Source organism: Streptomyces sp. NBC_01237 (assembly GCF_035917275.1).
Lineage (GTDB): Bacteria > Actinomycetota > Actinomycetes > Streptomycetales > Streptomycetaceae > Streptomyces.
In genome coordinates this window covers 465,835-480,925 of record NZ_CP108508.1, presented here as the reverse complement: position 1 = coordinate 480,925, position 15,091 = coordinate 465,835, and the positions used below count along the sequence as shown (strand labels likewise).

Genomic DNA, 15,091 nt, shown 5'->3' with positions numbered 1-15,091 from the left:
GCGCATGGTGTCACGGCATGACGGACGGGGGCCAGGGCGGCCAGGGTCTGCCGGCCCGCGACTGTGTCGGCAGACCCGGGCCGGTACACCGGCTGGGCCGCGGTCCGCTCGTCCACGAGGCCGTCGGAGCCTTCCGCGCCGTTGTTGGTGCCTTCGGGCGCTGAGGCTCCCGACCATGATCCCACCCCGGTACGAAGACCTGCGGATCCTGCCGAGCCCCAGTGCCGGGGGAGGGGGAGACGGCCGCCGTGGCGGGGCGCGCGGACATCCTGAAGGCCGGGCAACTGGTCGTTGTCGTCCTGCCCGTTGGTGCCGCTGCACTGCTCGACAGCGCTTCGATATTTGCCAGGACGTGCTGGGCAGCAGCACGGGTGGGTTTTCGACTCGTCTGCCGGGTGCGGCGGTTGGCTCTACAGCGACGGGGTTCCCTGATGGTGGGCGACCACTCCGCGAACTCACTCCTGCTACGTCTTCTGGACGGCGAGGAGGCGCTGCGCCGACTCGGGGAGGAGCTGGCCGAGGTCGGTGTGCGGGAGAAACGGCTCCGCACGGACCTGGAGGAGGAGGGCCGTCGGACGCGGCCTTCGCCGAGCACGGGCAGCCAGGACAGGAAGCACCAGCTCGAAGAGGCGAGCCGGCTCCTGGCGGAACGCCGTAGCCAGCTGGTCCACCGCCGCGCTGACCTGATCACCGAACTGGACGGCTGCCGTGCGCGCCTGGTCGTACTCGAAGAGGCAGACGGGCCGGGCGGCCCGGTCCGATGCCGGCCGGGAGCGGTACCGGTCCGCACCACGCACCCCCCCCGTGCCTCACGATCCGGCCAAGCACCCGACAGCGGATCCGAGGAAGCCCGGCATCCGACCCGGTGTCCTGCTGGTCGGCGGGGCGGTGGCCGTCCTGCTGCTGTCCGGCGGGGGCACCGCGGTCGGCATCCGGGCGACCGGGGCGCACGACACGACCGACCAGGCCGTCCCTTCGCCTGCGTCCGTCCCCACGCAGGCGTCCCCCGCCTCCACACCGACCACGCCCACCCCGGCGCGAGCAGTGCGTCGGCCTCCTCAACGCCAACCCGGCCCAGCGGAGCGTCAACGTCCCCGCAGGCTCCACCGCCTGCGGCGGAACCGCCGCCGGACGGGTCGGCTGCTTCGCACCCAGCGGCGCGGCGGCCAACGGCCGGGGAAGGCTGGAGGCCACCGTTCGGGAACTGCCCTGACCCCAATGGCCGGGTGTGCGCCCGGCCGTCCTCACCGACGTGCCGGAAGGATGCGCGGCAGCCGCGTCGTCGTGGTCGTCGGGTTCGGCCGGGTTGCCGCCCGACGGTTCTGTCCGGGCTCGCCAGGCTCCGGCCACATTGATGGGCCCCGGCAGGTTGTGGATGGGACGTGGTGCCGGCCCGATCACGGCTGCGCCGTAGCGGCTGCGGGGAACATGCTCTATTCCTGTCTCCATGAATGGTGTGGTGTGGCTCGTGGTGAGCACGAGTGGGGTCCTGGTGGTCCTGAACCTGGGCATCGGCGGACTGGCCCTGTCGAGTTACCGGGCCGGGGCGCGGACCGCGGACCGGCTGCTCGCGTCGGGCGAGTGGGACGAATACCACGCGGCATGGCTGCTCGGGCCCGGATTTCGACGGTCGGATCCCAGGGAACGGGAGTGGGCGGCGGCCGAGATGGCCGTGCGGTCGCTGATCGCGGCGGGGCTGGCGGGCCTCGACCCGGAGGGACGGACCAGCCCTGAGATTCGGCTCGACCCGGCCGTAAGGCTCGACCCGAAGCAACCGCTCCTCCCCTTGGCCGGGTTGGACCAGGAGGTCGCGGTTCCTCCGGAGCATCCCCTGGTCCTGGAGGCGTGGCGGTTCGCCCGCGAGTCATGGTCCGCTCGACGTCCTGTGACGGTGAAGGCACTCACCGGCCACCCCGCTTTCAAGGCGGCCTGCGGGGCCCACGCGGAGCTGGTGACCGGATATCTGCCGCTTCACCGTACGCGGCGTGACAACCGCGCCGACCGCGCACCGTGGGCCGCGGGGATGATCGCCGCGGGGTGGATCACGGTCAACACCTGCGTGCTGCTGGCCCGTAAGGCGTCCGGTACACATGGCGCCGGGGCCGAGGGGGGCTTCGAAAGGATCGACAAAGTGGTAGCCGCGACGCTGGGCACCGCGGCGCTCTCCGGGTTCCTTCTGGTGGTGTTCCACGTCCTCGTCTGGCGGGCGTGGCAGGATCGGTGGCCCCAACGACTGCGCACCCATTGCCGGGCCATGATCCGGCAGGGCTCCGAGACGGGGGCATCTCTGTCACGGCCCCCACGCTGACCCTTCCCACGGATGGCCTTCGCCCTCGACTTCCCGCAGATTCCCGCAGAGCGATCACGACTTCACGCGGCGGTGTGCTCCGCAGTGCTTCTCCCCGCCGCGACGACAATGCCGCCGGGGGCGTGGGCCATTGCGGTCGTCGCCGCGGTCCCGGTATGCGGACGGCGGCGCCGGGGCGCCGTGCCGCCCGCCGTGCATGCGGCATTGACGCGTCAACCATCTGCGTACGCGAGCGGGTGGTCCGTCGTGCACGTTGACCGGGCACCCGCACGGCGGCAACCGCCCCTGGAATCGGGCGTAGGCCCGGCGCACGTCTGTCGGCGGTGACCGGGCCGGTGGACCGGAGCCGGGCCCGATGGTGGGGGCCGGCCGGTGAAGAGTGTCCAAGGCCGCGGGAAAACGCGAGGAGGGACCCCGAAGTGGTCCGCCCGTCGCCGGGAGGCAACCCGGTGAACTGTGCGGTCGTCCTCAACGACGGGTCATCTCAAGGAGGTCATACGGTGGGTACGCACGCCGACGTCGTCACATCACTGCCGGAGCTGCTCAAGAACCACGCCCGGCACCTGGGGGACAAGGTCTGTTTTCGGGACCGGCTCAGGCATGTGACCTACCGGGAGCTGGAACGGAGGACCGCACGGCTGGCCGGTCACCTTGCAGACCTCGGCCTGGCGCGCGGCGACCGGGTTGCCGTACTCCTCGGCAATCGCGTCGAGGCGGTCGAGAGCCTGCTCGCCGTCACCCGCGCAGGCGGCGTGGGCGTACCTCTGGACACCGGGAACTCGGAGACGGAGCTGGCCCGCTTGCTGGATGACAGCGGGGCGCGGGTGCTCATCACCGATGACGTCCGCCTGAGGCGGCGGGCGGCATCGGCAGTGCGACCCGGGCTGACCGTGGTGGTGGCCGAAGGCGGAGAGGAGGACGGGGCCGGAGACGAGGACGGGGCCGGGGACCGGCCCGCCACGGGTGCGGAAGGCGTTCTGCGCTACGAGGAGTTGGCGGGCACGGATCCGCAATCGCAGGCCCGGGACGATCTCGGACTGGACGAAGTGGCCTGGCTGCTCTACACCTCGGGCTCCTCCGGCGTACCCAAGGGCGTCCTGTCCACTCAGCGCAACCGCCTCTCAACGGTCGCCACGGGGCTCGTCGGTGTCCTGGGCCTTTCCGAACGGGACCGTGTGCTGTGGCCGTTGCCCCTCCATCACGCGATGAGTCAGGTGGTGTGCTTCCTCGGGGTGACCGCGGTGGGGGCGAGCGCGGTGCTGCTTCCCCGGTTCTCGGTGGCGGAGGTGCTCGGCGAACTGCGGGGTGCGGATGACTCGTTCACCTTGCTCGGCGGGGTCCCCACGACGTATTCGGCGTTGCTCGACGCGGTCCGGGGCGAGGGGAGCGGCAACGACGGCGGCAAGGACGGAGGCGGTCTCGGCGCTCCCGCGCTGCGCGGTTGCGTCAGCGCCGGTGCCGCGGCGGGGCCCGGGTTCCGCGAGTCCTTCGAGGCCATCTGCGGTGTCCCCTATCTGGAGCACTACGGCAGCACGGAGGCGGGCCCGGTCACCATGCCGGCGCCGGGCGAGGCGATCGGGTCCGGGGCGTCCCGGGCGTGGGGCCGGGTGTTGCCCGGCACCCGGGTCCGGGTCGGCGGAGGCCCCGACGGCCGGGACACGGGTGAGGGCGAGCTGTGGGTCAACGGGCCCGGGGTCATGGTCGGTTACCACGGCAGGCCGGAAGCGACCGCGGACGTACTGCGCGACGGCTGGTTCCGCACGGGTGACCTGGCCAGGATTGATGGCTTCGGCGGGCTGGCCATCACCGGCCGGGCGAGTGATCTGATCATTCGAGGCGGGGTGAACATCCACCCCTCCGAGGTGGAGGCGGTGTTGCGGCGGCTGCCGGGGGTGGCGGACGCCGCCGTGGCCGGGCGCCCGCACTCCGTCTTCGGTGAGGTGCCGGTCGGCTATCTGGTCCCCGAGCCCGGTGGCGGCGTGCTGGACAGGGGGCGTGTCCTCGCCGCCTGCCGTGCGGAGCTGTCCGGTTTCAAGGTCCCCGTCGAGCTGTTCGAGGTGGCGGAGATTCCCCGTACCGCCTCCGGGAAGACCCTGCGGCGCAACCTCGCGGACCTGCCCGCGCGGTCGCTGGTCGCGGAGGCCACCGGGAAGCCGTCGGAGGACCTGCTGGCCCTGGTGCGGAACGAAGTGGCGGCCGTGCTCGGCTGTACGCCCGAGGCGGTGGAGCCGAGCACGGCCCTGCGGGACCTGGGCATGGACTCCCTGACGGCGACAGTGCTGAGGGAGCGGCTGTCGGCCGTCACCGGCCTGCCCCTCTCCGAGGCCGTCGCCTTCGACTTTCCCACGGCCGTCGCACTCGCCGACCACCTCGGGGCGCAGAACGCCGCCGCGCCGTCCGGCACCGGGCGCGTGAACGGGAGCGCGGTCCGTCCGGACGACGACCCCGTGGTGATCGTGGGGATGGCCTGCCGCTATCCCGGAGGTGTGACCTCTCCCGAGGAACTGTGGCGGCTGGTGGCCGACGGGAGGGACGCCATCGGCCCCTTCCCCACCGACCGGGGCTGGGACGCCGAGGCGCTGTACGACCCGGATCCGGGGCGGCCCGGACGTACGTACGTGCGCGAAGGCGGTTTCCTCTCCGGCGCGGACCGCTTCGACCCCGGTTTCTTCGGCATCTCCCCCCGCGAGGCGCTGGCCATGGACCCGCAGCACCGGCTGCTCCTCGAAGTGGCGTGGGAGGCCTTCGAGCACGCCGGCCTCGTCCCCGACGCCCTGCGCGGTTCGGCGACCGGGGTGTACGTCGGGCTGATGTACAGCGACTACGCCCGCCACCTGACAAGGACGCCCGAGCATGTCGAGGGCTACCTCGGCCTCGGCAACGCCGGAAGTGTCGCCTCCGGCCGTATCGCCTACACCTTCGGTCTCGAAGGCCCGGCCCTCACCGTGGACACGGCGTGTTCCTCGTCCCTGGTGGCGCTGCACCTGGCGGCCCAGGCGCTGCGCCGGGGCGAGTGTGCCTACGCGTTGGCCGGTGGCGCCACGGTGATGTCGGGACCCTCATCGTTCGTGGAGTTCAGCCGCCAGCGGGCGCTGTCCCCGGACGGCCGCTGCAAGGCGTTCGGCGCGTCGGCCGACGGCACCGGGTGGGCCGAGGGCGCCGGAATGCTGCTGCTGAGCCGGTTGTCCGAGGCACGCCGCGCCGGACTTCCGGTACTGGCCGTGGTACGCGGCTCGGCGGTGAACCAGGACGGGGCGAGCAACGGGCTGACCGCACCGCACGGACCGGCGCAGCAGCGGGTGATCCGGCAGGCCCTGGCCGATGCGGGCCTCAATGCCGGGGACATCGACGCGGTGGAGGCGCACGGCACCGGCACCCGGCTGGGGGACGTCATCGAGGCGGAGGCCTTCTTCGCGACGTACGGGCGGCAGGCGCGGCAGCGTCCCCTCCGGCTGGGCTCGGTGAAGTCGAACATCGGTCACACCCAGGCCGCTGCCGGAGTGGCCGGCGTGATCAAGATGGTGCAGGCCATGCGGCACGGTGTGCTGCCGCGCACCCTGCACGCCGACGAACCGACCCCCCGTGTCGACTGGTCCACGGGGCGGATCGCGCTGCTGAGCCGGGCGGAGGAGTGGCCCGCGACGGAGCGTCCGCGCCGGGCGGGGGTGTCCTCGTTCGGCATCAGTGGCACCAACGCCCATGTGCTGCTCGAAGAGACTCCGGACGACGGGGAGGCCGCACCGTCGCACGGGGCAGCGGACGGCGGTCTCGCGAGCGGTCGCGTCGCGCCCGGGGCGGTGGCGGGAGGCGCGACACACCCCGGACCGGCCGCGGTGGCCTTTCCGGTGTCGGCCAGGAGCGTGCCGGGGCTGCGGGCCCAGGCGCGACGGCTGTACGACCATGTGGTCGCCGCACCCGACGTGTCCCTGGTGGATATCGGGTACTCACTCGCCACCACGCGTGCGGCCTTCGAGCACCGGGCCGTGCCGGTGGCCCGGGACCGTGAGGGGCTGCTCGGCTCCCTGCGCGCCGTGGCGGAGGACGGCGGCGGGCCCGGAACGTATCCGGGCACGTCCCGCCACCGGGGCCCGCTGGCCCTGCTGTTCACCGGCCAGGGCAGCCAGCGCGTCGGTATGGGCCGTGAACTGTACGAGTCACGGGACCGGTATCCGGCCTTCGCCGCTTCGTTGGACGAGTGCTGTGCACTGCTCGACCCGCTGCTGCCGGTGCCCCTGCGGGACGCCATGTTCGCCGAGCCCGGTACGGAGAAGGGTGCGCTGCTGCACACGACCCGGTTCACGCAGCCGGCGCTCTTCGCCCTGGAGACGGCCTTGTTCCGGCAGTTCGAGGCCTGGGGGGTACGCCCCGACCTGGTGGCAGGGCACTCGGTGGGCGAGGTGACGGCCGCACATGTCGCTGGGGTGTTGTCCCTCGCGGACGCGTGCACACTGGTGGCGGCCCGGGGACGGCTGATGGACGCGCTGCCTCCGGGCGGCGCGATGGCGGCGGTGGCCGCCGGCGCGGACGAGGTGGCCGCCCACCTCGCCGACACCGGGTGTGCGGTGGAGATCGCCGCGGTCAACGGGCCCGCCTCGGTGGTCGTCTCGGGCGACGGGGCCGCGGTGGGGGAAGCTGTCGCGTACTTCCGGAAGCTGGGCCGTGCGGTGACGCCGCTGCGGGTCGGTCATGCCTTCCACTCCGCCCGGATGGAGCCCGTGCTGGCCGATTTCGCGGACGTGGTCCGGCGTCTTTCCTTCGCCGCGCCGCGGCTGCCTCTGATCACCGCAGTGCAGGGCCGGGCGGCCACCGACGAGGAGCTGTGCACACCGGAGTTCTGGGTGGACCACGTCCGCCGCCCGGTCCTCTTCGCCGACTCGGTGGCGCACCTGGGCGACCGAGGCGCGGCACACTACGTCGAACTGGGCCCGGACGGGGTGCTCACCGGCCTGGTACGAGACTGCCTCGCCTCAACCGGACCGGGCTCCACCGGACCTGCCCCGGCCGACCTGGTCCCGTCCGGACCGGCCCCGACCGACCCGGACACGGGCGGCATGGACGGCGGTAGACGGGGTCAGGCACCGCTGGTCCTGCCGACACTGCGCGGGACTCGGCCGGAGGCGGACGCCCTGCTCGGCACACTGGCCACGCTGCACGCCCACGGCGTGCCCGTCGACTGGCAGGCCGTCTTCGCCGGGCGCGGTGGGCGCCGCGTCGCACTGCCCACGTACACCTTCCAGCGCCGCCGGTACTGGCTGGAGGCCGCCCCGGAACTGGCGCCCGTGTCCCCGACGCCCGAGACCACCCATCCGTTCCTGCACGCGGCCACCCGCACGGCCGACGACGACGGATTGCTGCTGAGCGGGGTGCTCTCGGTGCGCGACCAGCCGTGGCTCGCCGACCATGTGGTGGCCGGGCAGATCTTGCTACCGGCCACCGCCTTCGTCGAAATGGCCCTTCACGCAGGCGAGTTGGCGGGTGCGGCCGTTCTGGACGAGCTCGTCCTGACCGCGCCGCTGGCTTTGCCCCCGGACGGCTCCGTGGCCTTGCAGGTGAAGGTGGCGGGGACGGACGCAGCGGGACGGCGGACCGTGCTCTTCCACTCCCGGCCGCACACTCCGGCGGGTGAGCAGCCCTGGCTCCGGAACGCCGCCGGAACTCTTTCGACGGTCCAGCCGCCCCTGGACGGGGGAGCGACCGCCGCCGAAACCGGCGGCGCGCCCCGGCCGGACGCGTCCTGGCCGCCGGAGGAGACGGTGCCACTGCACGCCGACGGACCGGGGACCGGACCGTACGAGCGGCTGGCCGCCGACGGGTTGCGCTACGGCCCCGCGTTCCAGGGCATGCGTGCCGCCTGGAGGCACGGGGAGGAGCTGTACGCCGACGTGGTGCTGCCCGAAGCGGCCCGGACCCCGCGCCCGGCGGCGGGCGGCCCCGACTTCGTCCTGCATCCCGCGCTGCTCGACGCGGCGCTGCACGCCCTGGCCCTGGACAGCCTTGTCACGAACGCTTCCGGGCCCGGCGGCCCGGCGGCCGGTGGGCTGTCCCTGCCGTTCGCCTTCAATGGAGTGCGCGTGCACACCACCCGCGCACAGCGCCTGCGGGTCCGGCTGACCCCAGGGCCCGGCGGCCGGGCCGGAGTGGAGCTGAGCGACGAGACGGGCGCAGCGGTGGCGACGGTCCGATCGCTGACGCTGCGGCCTCTTCCGCGCACCGGCTCGGCGACGGCGGAGGCCGCCGCCGCAGCTCTCCACCGGACGGACTGGGTGCCGCTGACCGAGCCGCCCGCACCCGTGGCGATGCCCCGCTGGGGGGTTCTGGGCACGGCGGGCACACGGCTGGTGGACGCCCTCGCGCCCCCGGGTTCCGGCGTCCCGGTGTACCCGGGGCCGGCGGCGTGCGATGCGTCGTCAGCCGTCGTCGTGGCACCGTGCCCGCTGCCGGACACGACCGGCGACGCGCAGGACCAAGCTGCCGGGATGCTGCGCGCAGCGGGCTGGGCGCTGAAGCTCGTGCAGGAGTGGCTGGCCGAACCGCACCTGTCCCGCTCCCGTCTGGTCCTCGTGACGTCCGGCGCCGTCGCTTTTGCAGATGACGGTTTCCCCGCGGACGGCACCGCTCGCGGGAACGACGACCGGTCCGGTGAGACCGCGTCCGTACCGTCGCACGCACCGGTCTGGGGACTGGTCCGCTCCGCCCTGCGGGAGAATCCGGGCCGCTTCGCCCTGATCGATGTGGACGAACACCCCGGCTCCTGGAGCGCCCTGCCCGCCCTGCTGGCCGCCCAGGTACCGGAGGCTGCCGTACACCGAGGGGCGGCATACGTACCGAAACTGGTGCCAGTGGCCGAGGCGGCGACGAAGCCGACGAAGCGGCGGCCGCTCGACCCTGAGGGCACCGTCCTGGTCACCGGCGGCACAGGTTCCCTGGGCATGCTGGTGGCGCGGCACCTGGTCGCCGCTCACGGAGTCCGGCATCTGCTGCTCGTCGGCCGCCGCGGGCCGGACGCCCCGGGGGCCCGGGAACTCGTCGCGGAGCTGCGTGAGGCGGGTGCCCAGGTCACCGTTCACGCCGGTGACGTCGCGGACCGTACCGCGCTCGCCGCGCTGCTCGACACGGTACCGGCGGCCCACCCGCTGACCGGTGTGGTGCACAGCGCGGGAGTGCTCGACGACGGAGTCGTCACCGCGCTCACCGCCGACCGTCTGAGGCAGGTGCTGCGCCCCAAGGCGGATGCCGCCCTGGCTCTGCACGAACTGACCAGGGGACACGACCTGGCCGTGTTCGCGCTGTTCTCCTCGGTTGCGGGCACCTTCGGCTCCGCCGGCCAGGCCAACTACGCCGCGGCCAACTGCGCGCTGGACGCCTTGGCACGACACCGCGGGCGGCTCGGACTGCCCGGTACGTCGATCGTCTGGGGCCCCTGGCGGCAGAGCGAAGGAATGATGGAGCACCTCGGCGACGCGGATCGGCGGCGGATGGACCGCGCCGGGTTCGGCCCGCTCGGGCCGGAGGAAGGTCTGGCGCTCTTCGACGCCGCCGTGGCCGGGGACGAACCCGTGGTGGTGGCCGCCCGCCTCGCCCCGGCCGCTCTCCGCGGCTCCGAACCGGCGGGGAACCGGCTCCGCACACCTGTCGCCGACGCCGGCGAGGGGGGCGGGGACCGACTCGGCCGGGCGCCGACGACCGCTCGCCCCGGCGAGCAGGGCGGGGCGCTGCTCACGAAGGTACGGACCCTCGCCGCCCGCGTCCTGGGCCATGGGGAGGGGGCGAGCGAGATCGACGAGGACACCCTGCTGGCGGACCTGGGGCTGGACTCCCTGGCCGCGGTCGATCTGCGCAATGAGCTCGCGGCGTGGACGGGGCTGGCGCTGCCGTCGACCCTCCTGTTCGACTTCCCGACACCGCGCGCGCTCGCCGCCGAGCTGACGCGGCGCTTTGCCCCCGAGGCACCTTCTGCGGGCGCCGCTTCCGACGGCCCGGGAAGCCCGCAGACCCGGCCCGACGCTGCCGGCGTTGCGGGCTCCCCGGGCCTACCGGCGGATGACGGTACGGGTGGGGGTCCGGCGGGCGCTCCGGCGGCGGGCACCGGGCCGGACGCCCGGACGCGGCCCGCCGAGGCACCGCACACCGGGGGAGCTCCGGACTCCCTGGGCGAACTCTTTCGTACCGCCTGCGCCCGGGGACGGAGCTGGGACGGCATGGTGCTCCTCACCATCGCCGCGCGCCTGCGCCCGGTCTTCGACGGAACCGGGACGCCCGGTGCGACCCACGATCCCGTCGTGCTCACGGCGGGCGGTTCCGGCGCCCGGCTGGTCTGTTCCCCCGCGCTCAGCGCCCTGTCCGGACCGCAGGAGTACGCGCGCCTCGGTGCCGGACTGCGAGGGCTGCGCCCGGTTTCCGCGGTGCGGCACCCGGGGTTCGAGCCACGAGAGGCTCTGCCCGCCACACTGGACGCCCTCGTCACCGCGCAGGCCGACGCCGCCCGCGCGGCCGCGGCCGGAGGTCCGGCGGTACTGCTGGGGCGGTCGGCCGGTGGCTGGGTGGCCCATGCCGTGGCCGAACGTCTGGAGTCCGAGGGCGCGGCTCCGGCGGCCGTCGTCCTGGTGGACACCTATCCCCCCGGTCACGGTGACCGGGGTCAGGCGCTCTCCGCGATGACCTCGGACATGCTGCGCCGAGCGGGGGAGTTCGCCTCGGCCGAGACCGACCGACTCACCGCCATGGCCGGATACTTCGAGCTGTTCAGCGACTGGAAACCCGCGCCGCTCACCTGTCCCACCCTGTACGTCCGGGCCCGGGACCTGCTGCCCGGCGCCGAACCCGCCCCGGACTGGATCCTGCCGCACGCCGAGGTCACCGTGCCCGGGGACCACTTCACCATGCTGGAGGAACACGCCCGTACCACCGCACTCGCCATCCACCGGTGGCTCGGCGACCGGACCTGAGGACGTCCGGGGAACGGTGCGGGTGCGGGTGCGCGGAAGGGCTACGCCGCACGCACCCGCATCCGTACCCGCACCCGCGCGCACCCGTACCCGCACCCGCACGCACCCGCATCCGTACCCGTACCCGCGGCCGATGCCGTTCGCCGCGGATCGTCATGTGCCCCTGGGATCGGGGCCGTCCATCGCCGCCGGAGATCAGGTGTCCCCGGCGAACCACCTGGCTATGGTTGGGCCATGCCCGAGCTGAAGCGGCTGCACGTCAGCCATGCCCCGGCGGTCCTGGCCTTCGAGTTGTCGAATCGCGCCTACTTCGCTGCCTCGGTCTCCGACCGCGGCGACGACTTCTTCGCCCGGTTCACCGACAGGTACAACGCCTTGCTGGCTGAGCAGGAGACGGGCATCTGCGCCTTCTACGTGCTCGTCGCCGAGGACGGCTCGGTACTCGGCAGGTTCAACCTGGTCGACATCGAGGACCGCGCCGCGGAACTCGGCTACCGGGTCGCGCAGCACGTCGCCGGCCGCGGCGTGGCGACCGCGACCGTCAGGGAAGTGTGCCGGCTGGCGGCGGCCGAGCACGGGCTGCGCACGTTGCGAGCGGCCACGGCCTGCCGGAATGCCGCGTCCCAAAAGGTGCTGACCAAAGCCGGGTTCGTCCCCGTCGGCCGCGCCGACCCCGCCCACATCGGCGGCAAGCAGGGCACCTGGTATCAGCGCGACCTGGTGCTCCGGCCGGCCGGCACGCTCCTGCCTGAGGACCGGCTGCGGGAGAGCCCCGGCCACCGCTGATCACCGGTGCGTGAAGGCGTGCAGCGGACTGCGTAGACCCTGCCCGTCGGCATGAGGCGTTCGAGGGCCTGATCGGCCGGGTGGGAGGGGACACCGGAGCCGTGCGCGAAGAACATCGCGTCCATGCCGTTGGGGCCAGGGACGCCGGTGAACGTCGTGCACCGTATGCGCCTCTGCGTACATCGGGGGCGACCGTCCGCTGTACGTCCGACGCGCCGCTTCGGGAGTCGTGTGCTCCTGGCGGATACGGTGATGCGATGACCACCGTCAACGCCAATGAGGTCGTCCTGGGCATCGAGTCCTTCGGTGACGACGCCGCGCCACTCGTGTTGCTCGTGGGCGGGACGACGATGCTCTCCTGGCCCGACGCGCTCTGCGAGCGCCTCGCCGCGGGCGGGCGCCGCGTGGTGCGCTACGACCTGCGCGACAGCGGCGAGTCGACGACGGCGGACCCGGAGGCGCCCGCCTACAACCTGCGCGACCTCGCCGCCGACGCGGCGGCTCTTGTCGACACGCTCGGCGGAGGGCCCGCGCACCTCGCGGGGATCGGCGTCGGTGGGATGGTTGCTCAGGTGGCCGTGCTCGACCGTCCGGGCGCGTTCTCGGCACTCACCCTGGCCGGCACCCGCGCGGTCGCGCCCGGCCCGCCCGACGACGACCTCCCCGACCATGACCAGGCGACGATGGGCCGACTTTTCGCGCACTCGATGCCCGACTGGACCGACCGTGAGGCGGTGGGGGAGTTCGCTGCCGCCGGTGCGGAGATCCTCGGCGACGACCCGGTCGCCGCGCGCGCGAGAGCCGAGCGCATCTGGGACCGCACGCCCGGCACCGTACCCCCGGTCCAGATGGCCAACCAGATGGGCCTGGTGTTCTCCAAGCTCGACTGCACACCCCGCTGGCGCGAGCGCCTGCCCGGGATCGAGGTGCCCACGCTCGTCGTCCACGGCCGCCGTGACCGGTTCTTCCCCGTCGGCAACGGCGAGGCGATCGCACGCGAGATCCCTGGTGCGCGGCTGCTCGTCCTCGAAGAGGCCGCCACTGCGATCCCCGATGCGGCGGCACAGGAGGTCGCCGAAGCGATGCTCGCGCTCGGGTAGAGGACGGCCCGTGCCGCGCGGGTACGGCGGTGGTTGTCGGAGGCCCGGCACGGCCGTGCGCCCGCGTCCGCGGAACGCGCGGTGCACTGGGTGCGGGACGACAGCGCGGACGGGCGGTGTCCCTCAACGCCTCGATCGAGTGACGCAGTTGCCGACGCTGAACCGCAGTCCGCGTTTCAGGATGCGGACGGTCGGCCATCGGCAGGGAGTGCCGCTCCGTGGCGGTGACCCTGGGGCGTGGTCCCCTAAGTCACGCGGAAGGTGCGGCTGAACAAGGTCGCGTCAGTGAAGCCCCATTGCGCGGCGACGGCGCGGATCGGCAGCGTACGTAGGCGCGGATTGCTGAGCGCGGCTCGCGCCCCCTCCAACCGCCGGTGGCGGATCGTCGCGGACACGGTCCGCTCCCGCTGCCGGAACAGTGTGTGGAGCGTGCGGACGGACAGGTGGTGGTGTGCGGCGATGTCCGAGGGAGACAGCGTCCGATCCGTGAGGTTGGCGTCGATGAAGTGGTCGATACGGGCCAGCAGCATTCGGGTGCGGGACTCCGGCTGTACCCGGTCGAGCAGGCCGGGCCGACATACGAGGAAGGCGGTGGCCAGATCCAGGGTCGCGGGCCCGAGCGCTCTGCGGTCCCGCTCGGTGAGTGTGGGGCCCTGGTCCATGACGCTGCACAGGTGGGGGCCAGGACAACGCCCATGCCGTCGGCGGCCGGGAGATGCCGGACGAGCAGGTGATGGATCAGGGCGTGTGGCAGCGGGAGGAGCGCCCGCGGGAGGTGCACCACGACGGCGCGCGGGGCGTCCATCGGACTGCCGCTGACGGCTCGGCCGACGTAGGGGAGTGAGGAGCTCCACATGAGGAACTCGCCGACGGTTGCCCGGACCTCGCTGCGCGCCTGCGACCCCCACATCCGGCCGCCGAGAACCAGGGTCAACTCGTTCGCCTCTCCCGGATCGCAGGGTCCTTCCCACTGTCGGTGGTGGTCGCGTACAACACGACGCACCCGTCGGCCATGCGCTCCGCGCGGCGGACACGGCTGAGAACGGTTGATCGTGCCGACGTAGCCGGGCGTCGGGCCGTACGCGGGGTCTGCCGGCCGGATGCGCCGCCCTGTGCGGTGGCGGACCGCCCGGCCCGCACACACCACCGGAAGGTGCCGTGTGCTCGCCGTACGCGCCGGTCGATCGCCACCCTGTGTCAGTGGTGTGCGGCAGGATGGCCGCCGTGGATACCGAGATTCTGATAGATGTCTGGCAGCGGCTTCTCGCCGACCCCCGCAAGTCGTGGGTGCTGTTCGAGCACGGCACTTGTGTCGTGCTGACCGCCCCGAATGGCGAGCTTGCTGAACAGGCCACCGAGATCCTGAAGAAGTTCGGCCCGGCGCATGCCGGATCTTCGGCAGGAGACTTTGGGGTGATCGACCTCAAGGACGCCGAGGGTTGGGTCGTCACCGGGCACCACAATGACGTCCTTACCTATGTCGGCCCTGATGAGTCCGAAGCTCAGTCAGAGGTCGCTGTCGGGCTGTTCGGACGTGCCAAGCGCCATCGGGATGGCACCGAACTCCACATCGTCCATGTCGAGGACAGACGGGGCCCAGCGGACCCAGCGTGACGACCTGCGCCTCACCGCCGGTGGTCGCGGGGGTGTTTGGCCTTCATGAGCCGGCACGGCGCAGCATGTCCGGGCCCGTCGAGGAGGAGTGAGAATGAGTATGTCGCACGAGAATCCCGTTGAGGTGGCTGCCGCGATTCTGGGGGAAGTCGGTGTTTCGGCTACGTGAGCGAGAGCCACCTGTCGCGGATGCTGCCCGTGGGCCGACCTCCCGGGCGGTGCGGTGCACTCCCGCTTCGACCGGCGACGGGGACGACGTCACACCGACCAGAACCTCCGTGCCCTGCCGACGCGGCAGGGCACGGAGGTTCTGTCCCCGTTTCCGGCGAGGCAATGGG

7 protein-coding genes are annotated in these 15,091 nt (G+C 73.0%); 5 read left to right on the top strand and 2 right to left on the bottom strand.

Features of this window, described 5'->3' with window-relative positions; genetic code table 11:
- Positions 1 to 464: 464 nt before the first annotated feature.
- Entirely contained in the window at positions 465 to 797 is a 333-nt protein-coding gene (locus OG251_RS02225) for a hypothetical protein (protein WP_326675307.1), read from the bottom strand.
- Positions 798 to 1,468: 671 nt separating this feature from the next.
- Between OG251_RS02225 and OG251_RS02220 the strand changes: the two genes are divergently transcribed.
- The 4 genes from OG251_RS02220 to OG251_RS02205 all read left to right on the top strand — a co-directional run bounded on the left by OG251_RS02220 (position 1,469) and on the right by OG251_RS02205 (position 13,139).
- On the top strand, positions 1,469 to 2,308 hold the full coding sequence (locus OG251_RS02220; protein ID WP_326675306.1) for a hypothetical protein: 840 nt from the start codon (positions 1,469 to 1,471) through the stop codon (positions 2,306 to 2,308).
- Between the two features lie 500 nt (positions 2,309 to 2,808).
- A complete protein-coding gene (locus OG251_RS02215; protein WP_326675305.1) occupies positions 2,809 to 11,253 on the top strand; it encodes a type I polyketide synthase in 8,445 nt (2,814 codons plus the stop codon).
- Between the two features lie 234 nt (positions 11,254 to 11,487).
- Complete coding sequence (locus OG251_RS02210; RefSeq protein WP_326675304.1) at positions 11,488 to 12,039, top strand: GNAT family N-acetyltransferase; 552 nt, start codon at positions 11,488 to 11,490, stop codon at positions 12,037 to 12,039.
- A 257-nt stretch (positions 12,040 to 12,296) separates the two neighbouring features.
- The gene (locus tag OG251_RS02205) at positions 12,297 to 13,139 is read left to right on the top strand and encodes an alpha/beta fold hydrolase (protein WP_326675303.1); all 843 of its coding nucleotides are present in this window, start codon (positions 12,297 to 12,299) and stop codon (positions 13,137 to 13,139) included.
- Positions 13,140 to 13,384: 245 nt separating this feature from the next.
- Here the strand turns inward: OG251_RS02205 and OG251_RS02200 are convergent, their stop codons facing one another.
- Positions 13,385 to 13,801 carry a helix-turn-helix domain-containing protein gene (locus tag OG251_RS02200; protein WP_326675302.1) on the bottom strand — a complete coding sequence of 139 codons (417 nt, stop codon included), beginning with the start codon at positions 13,799 to 13,801 and terminating at the stop codon, positions 13,385 to 13,387.
- A gap of 553 nt (positions 13,802 to 14,354) precedes the next feature.
- On the opposite strand from OG251_RS02200, the gene OG251_RS02195 reads away from it, so the two are divergent.
- Positions 14,355 to 14,753 (top strand): hypothetical protein, encoded by a 399-nt coding sequence (locus OG251_RS02195; protein WP_326675301.1) that lies wholly within the window; start codon positions 14,355 to 14,357, stop codon positions 14,751 to 14,753.
- Positions 14,754 to 15,091 lie beyond the last annotated feature (338 nt).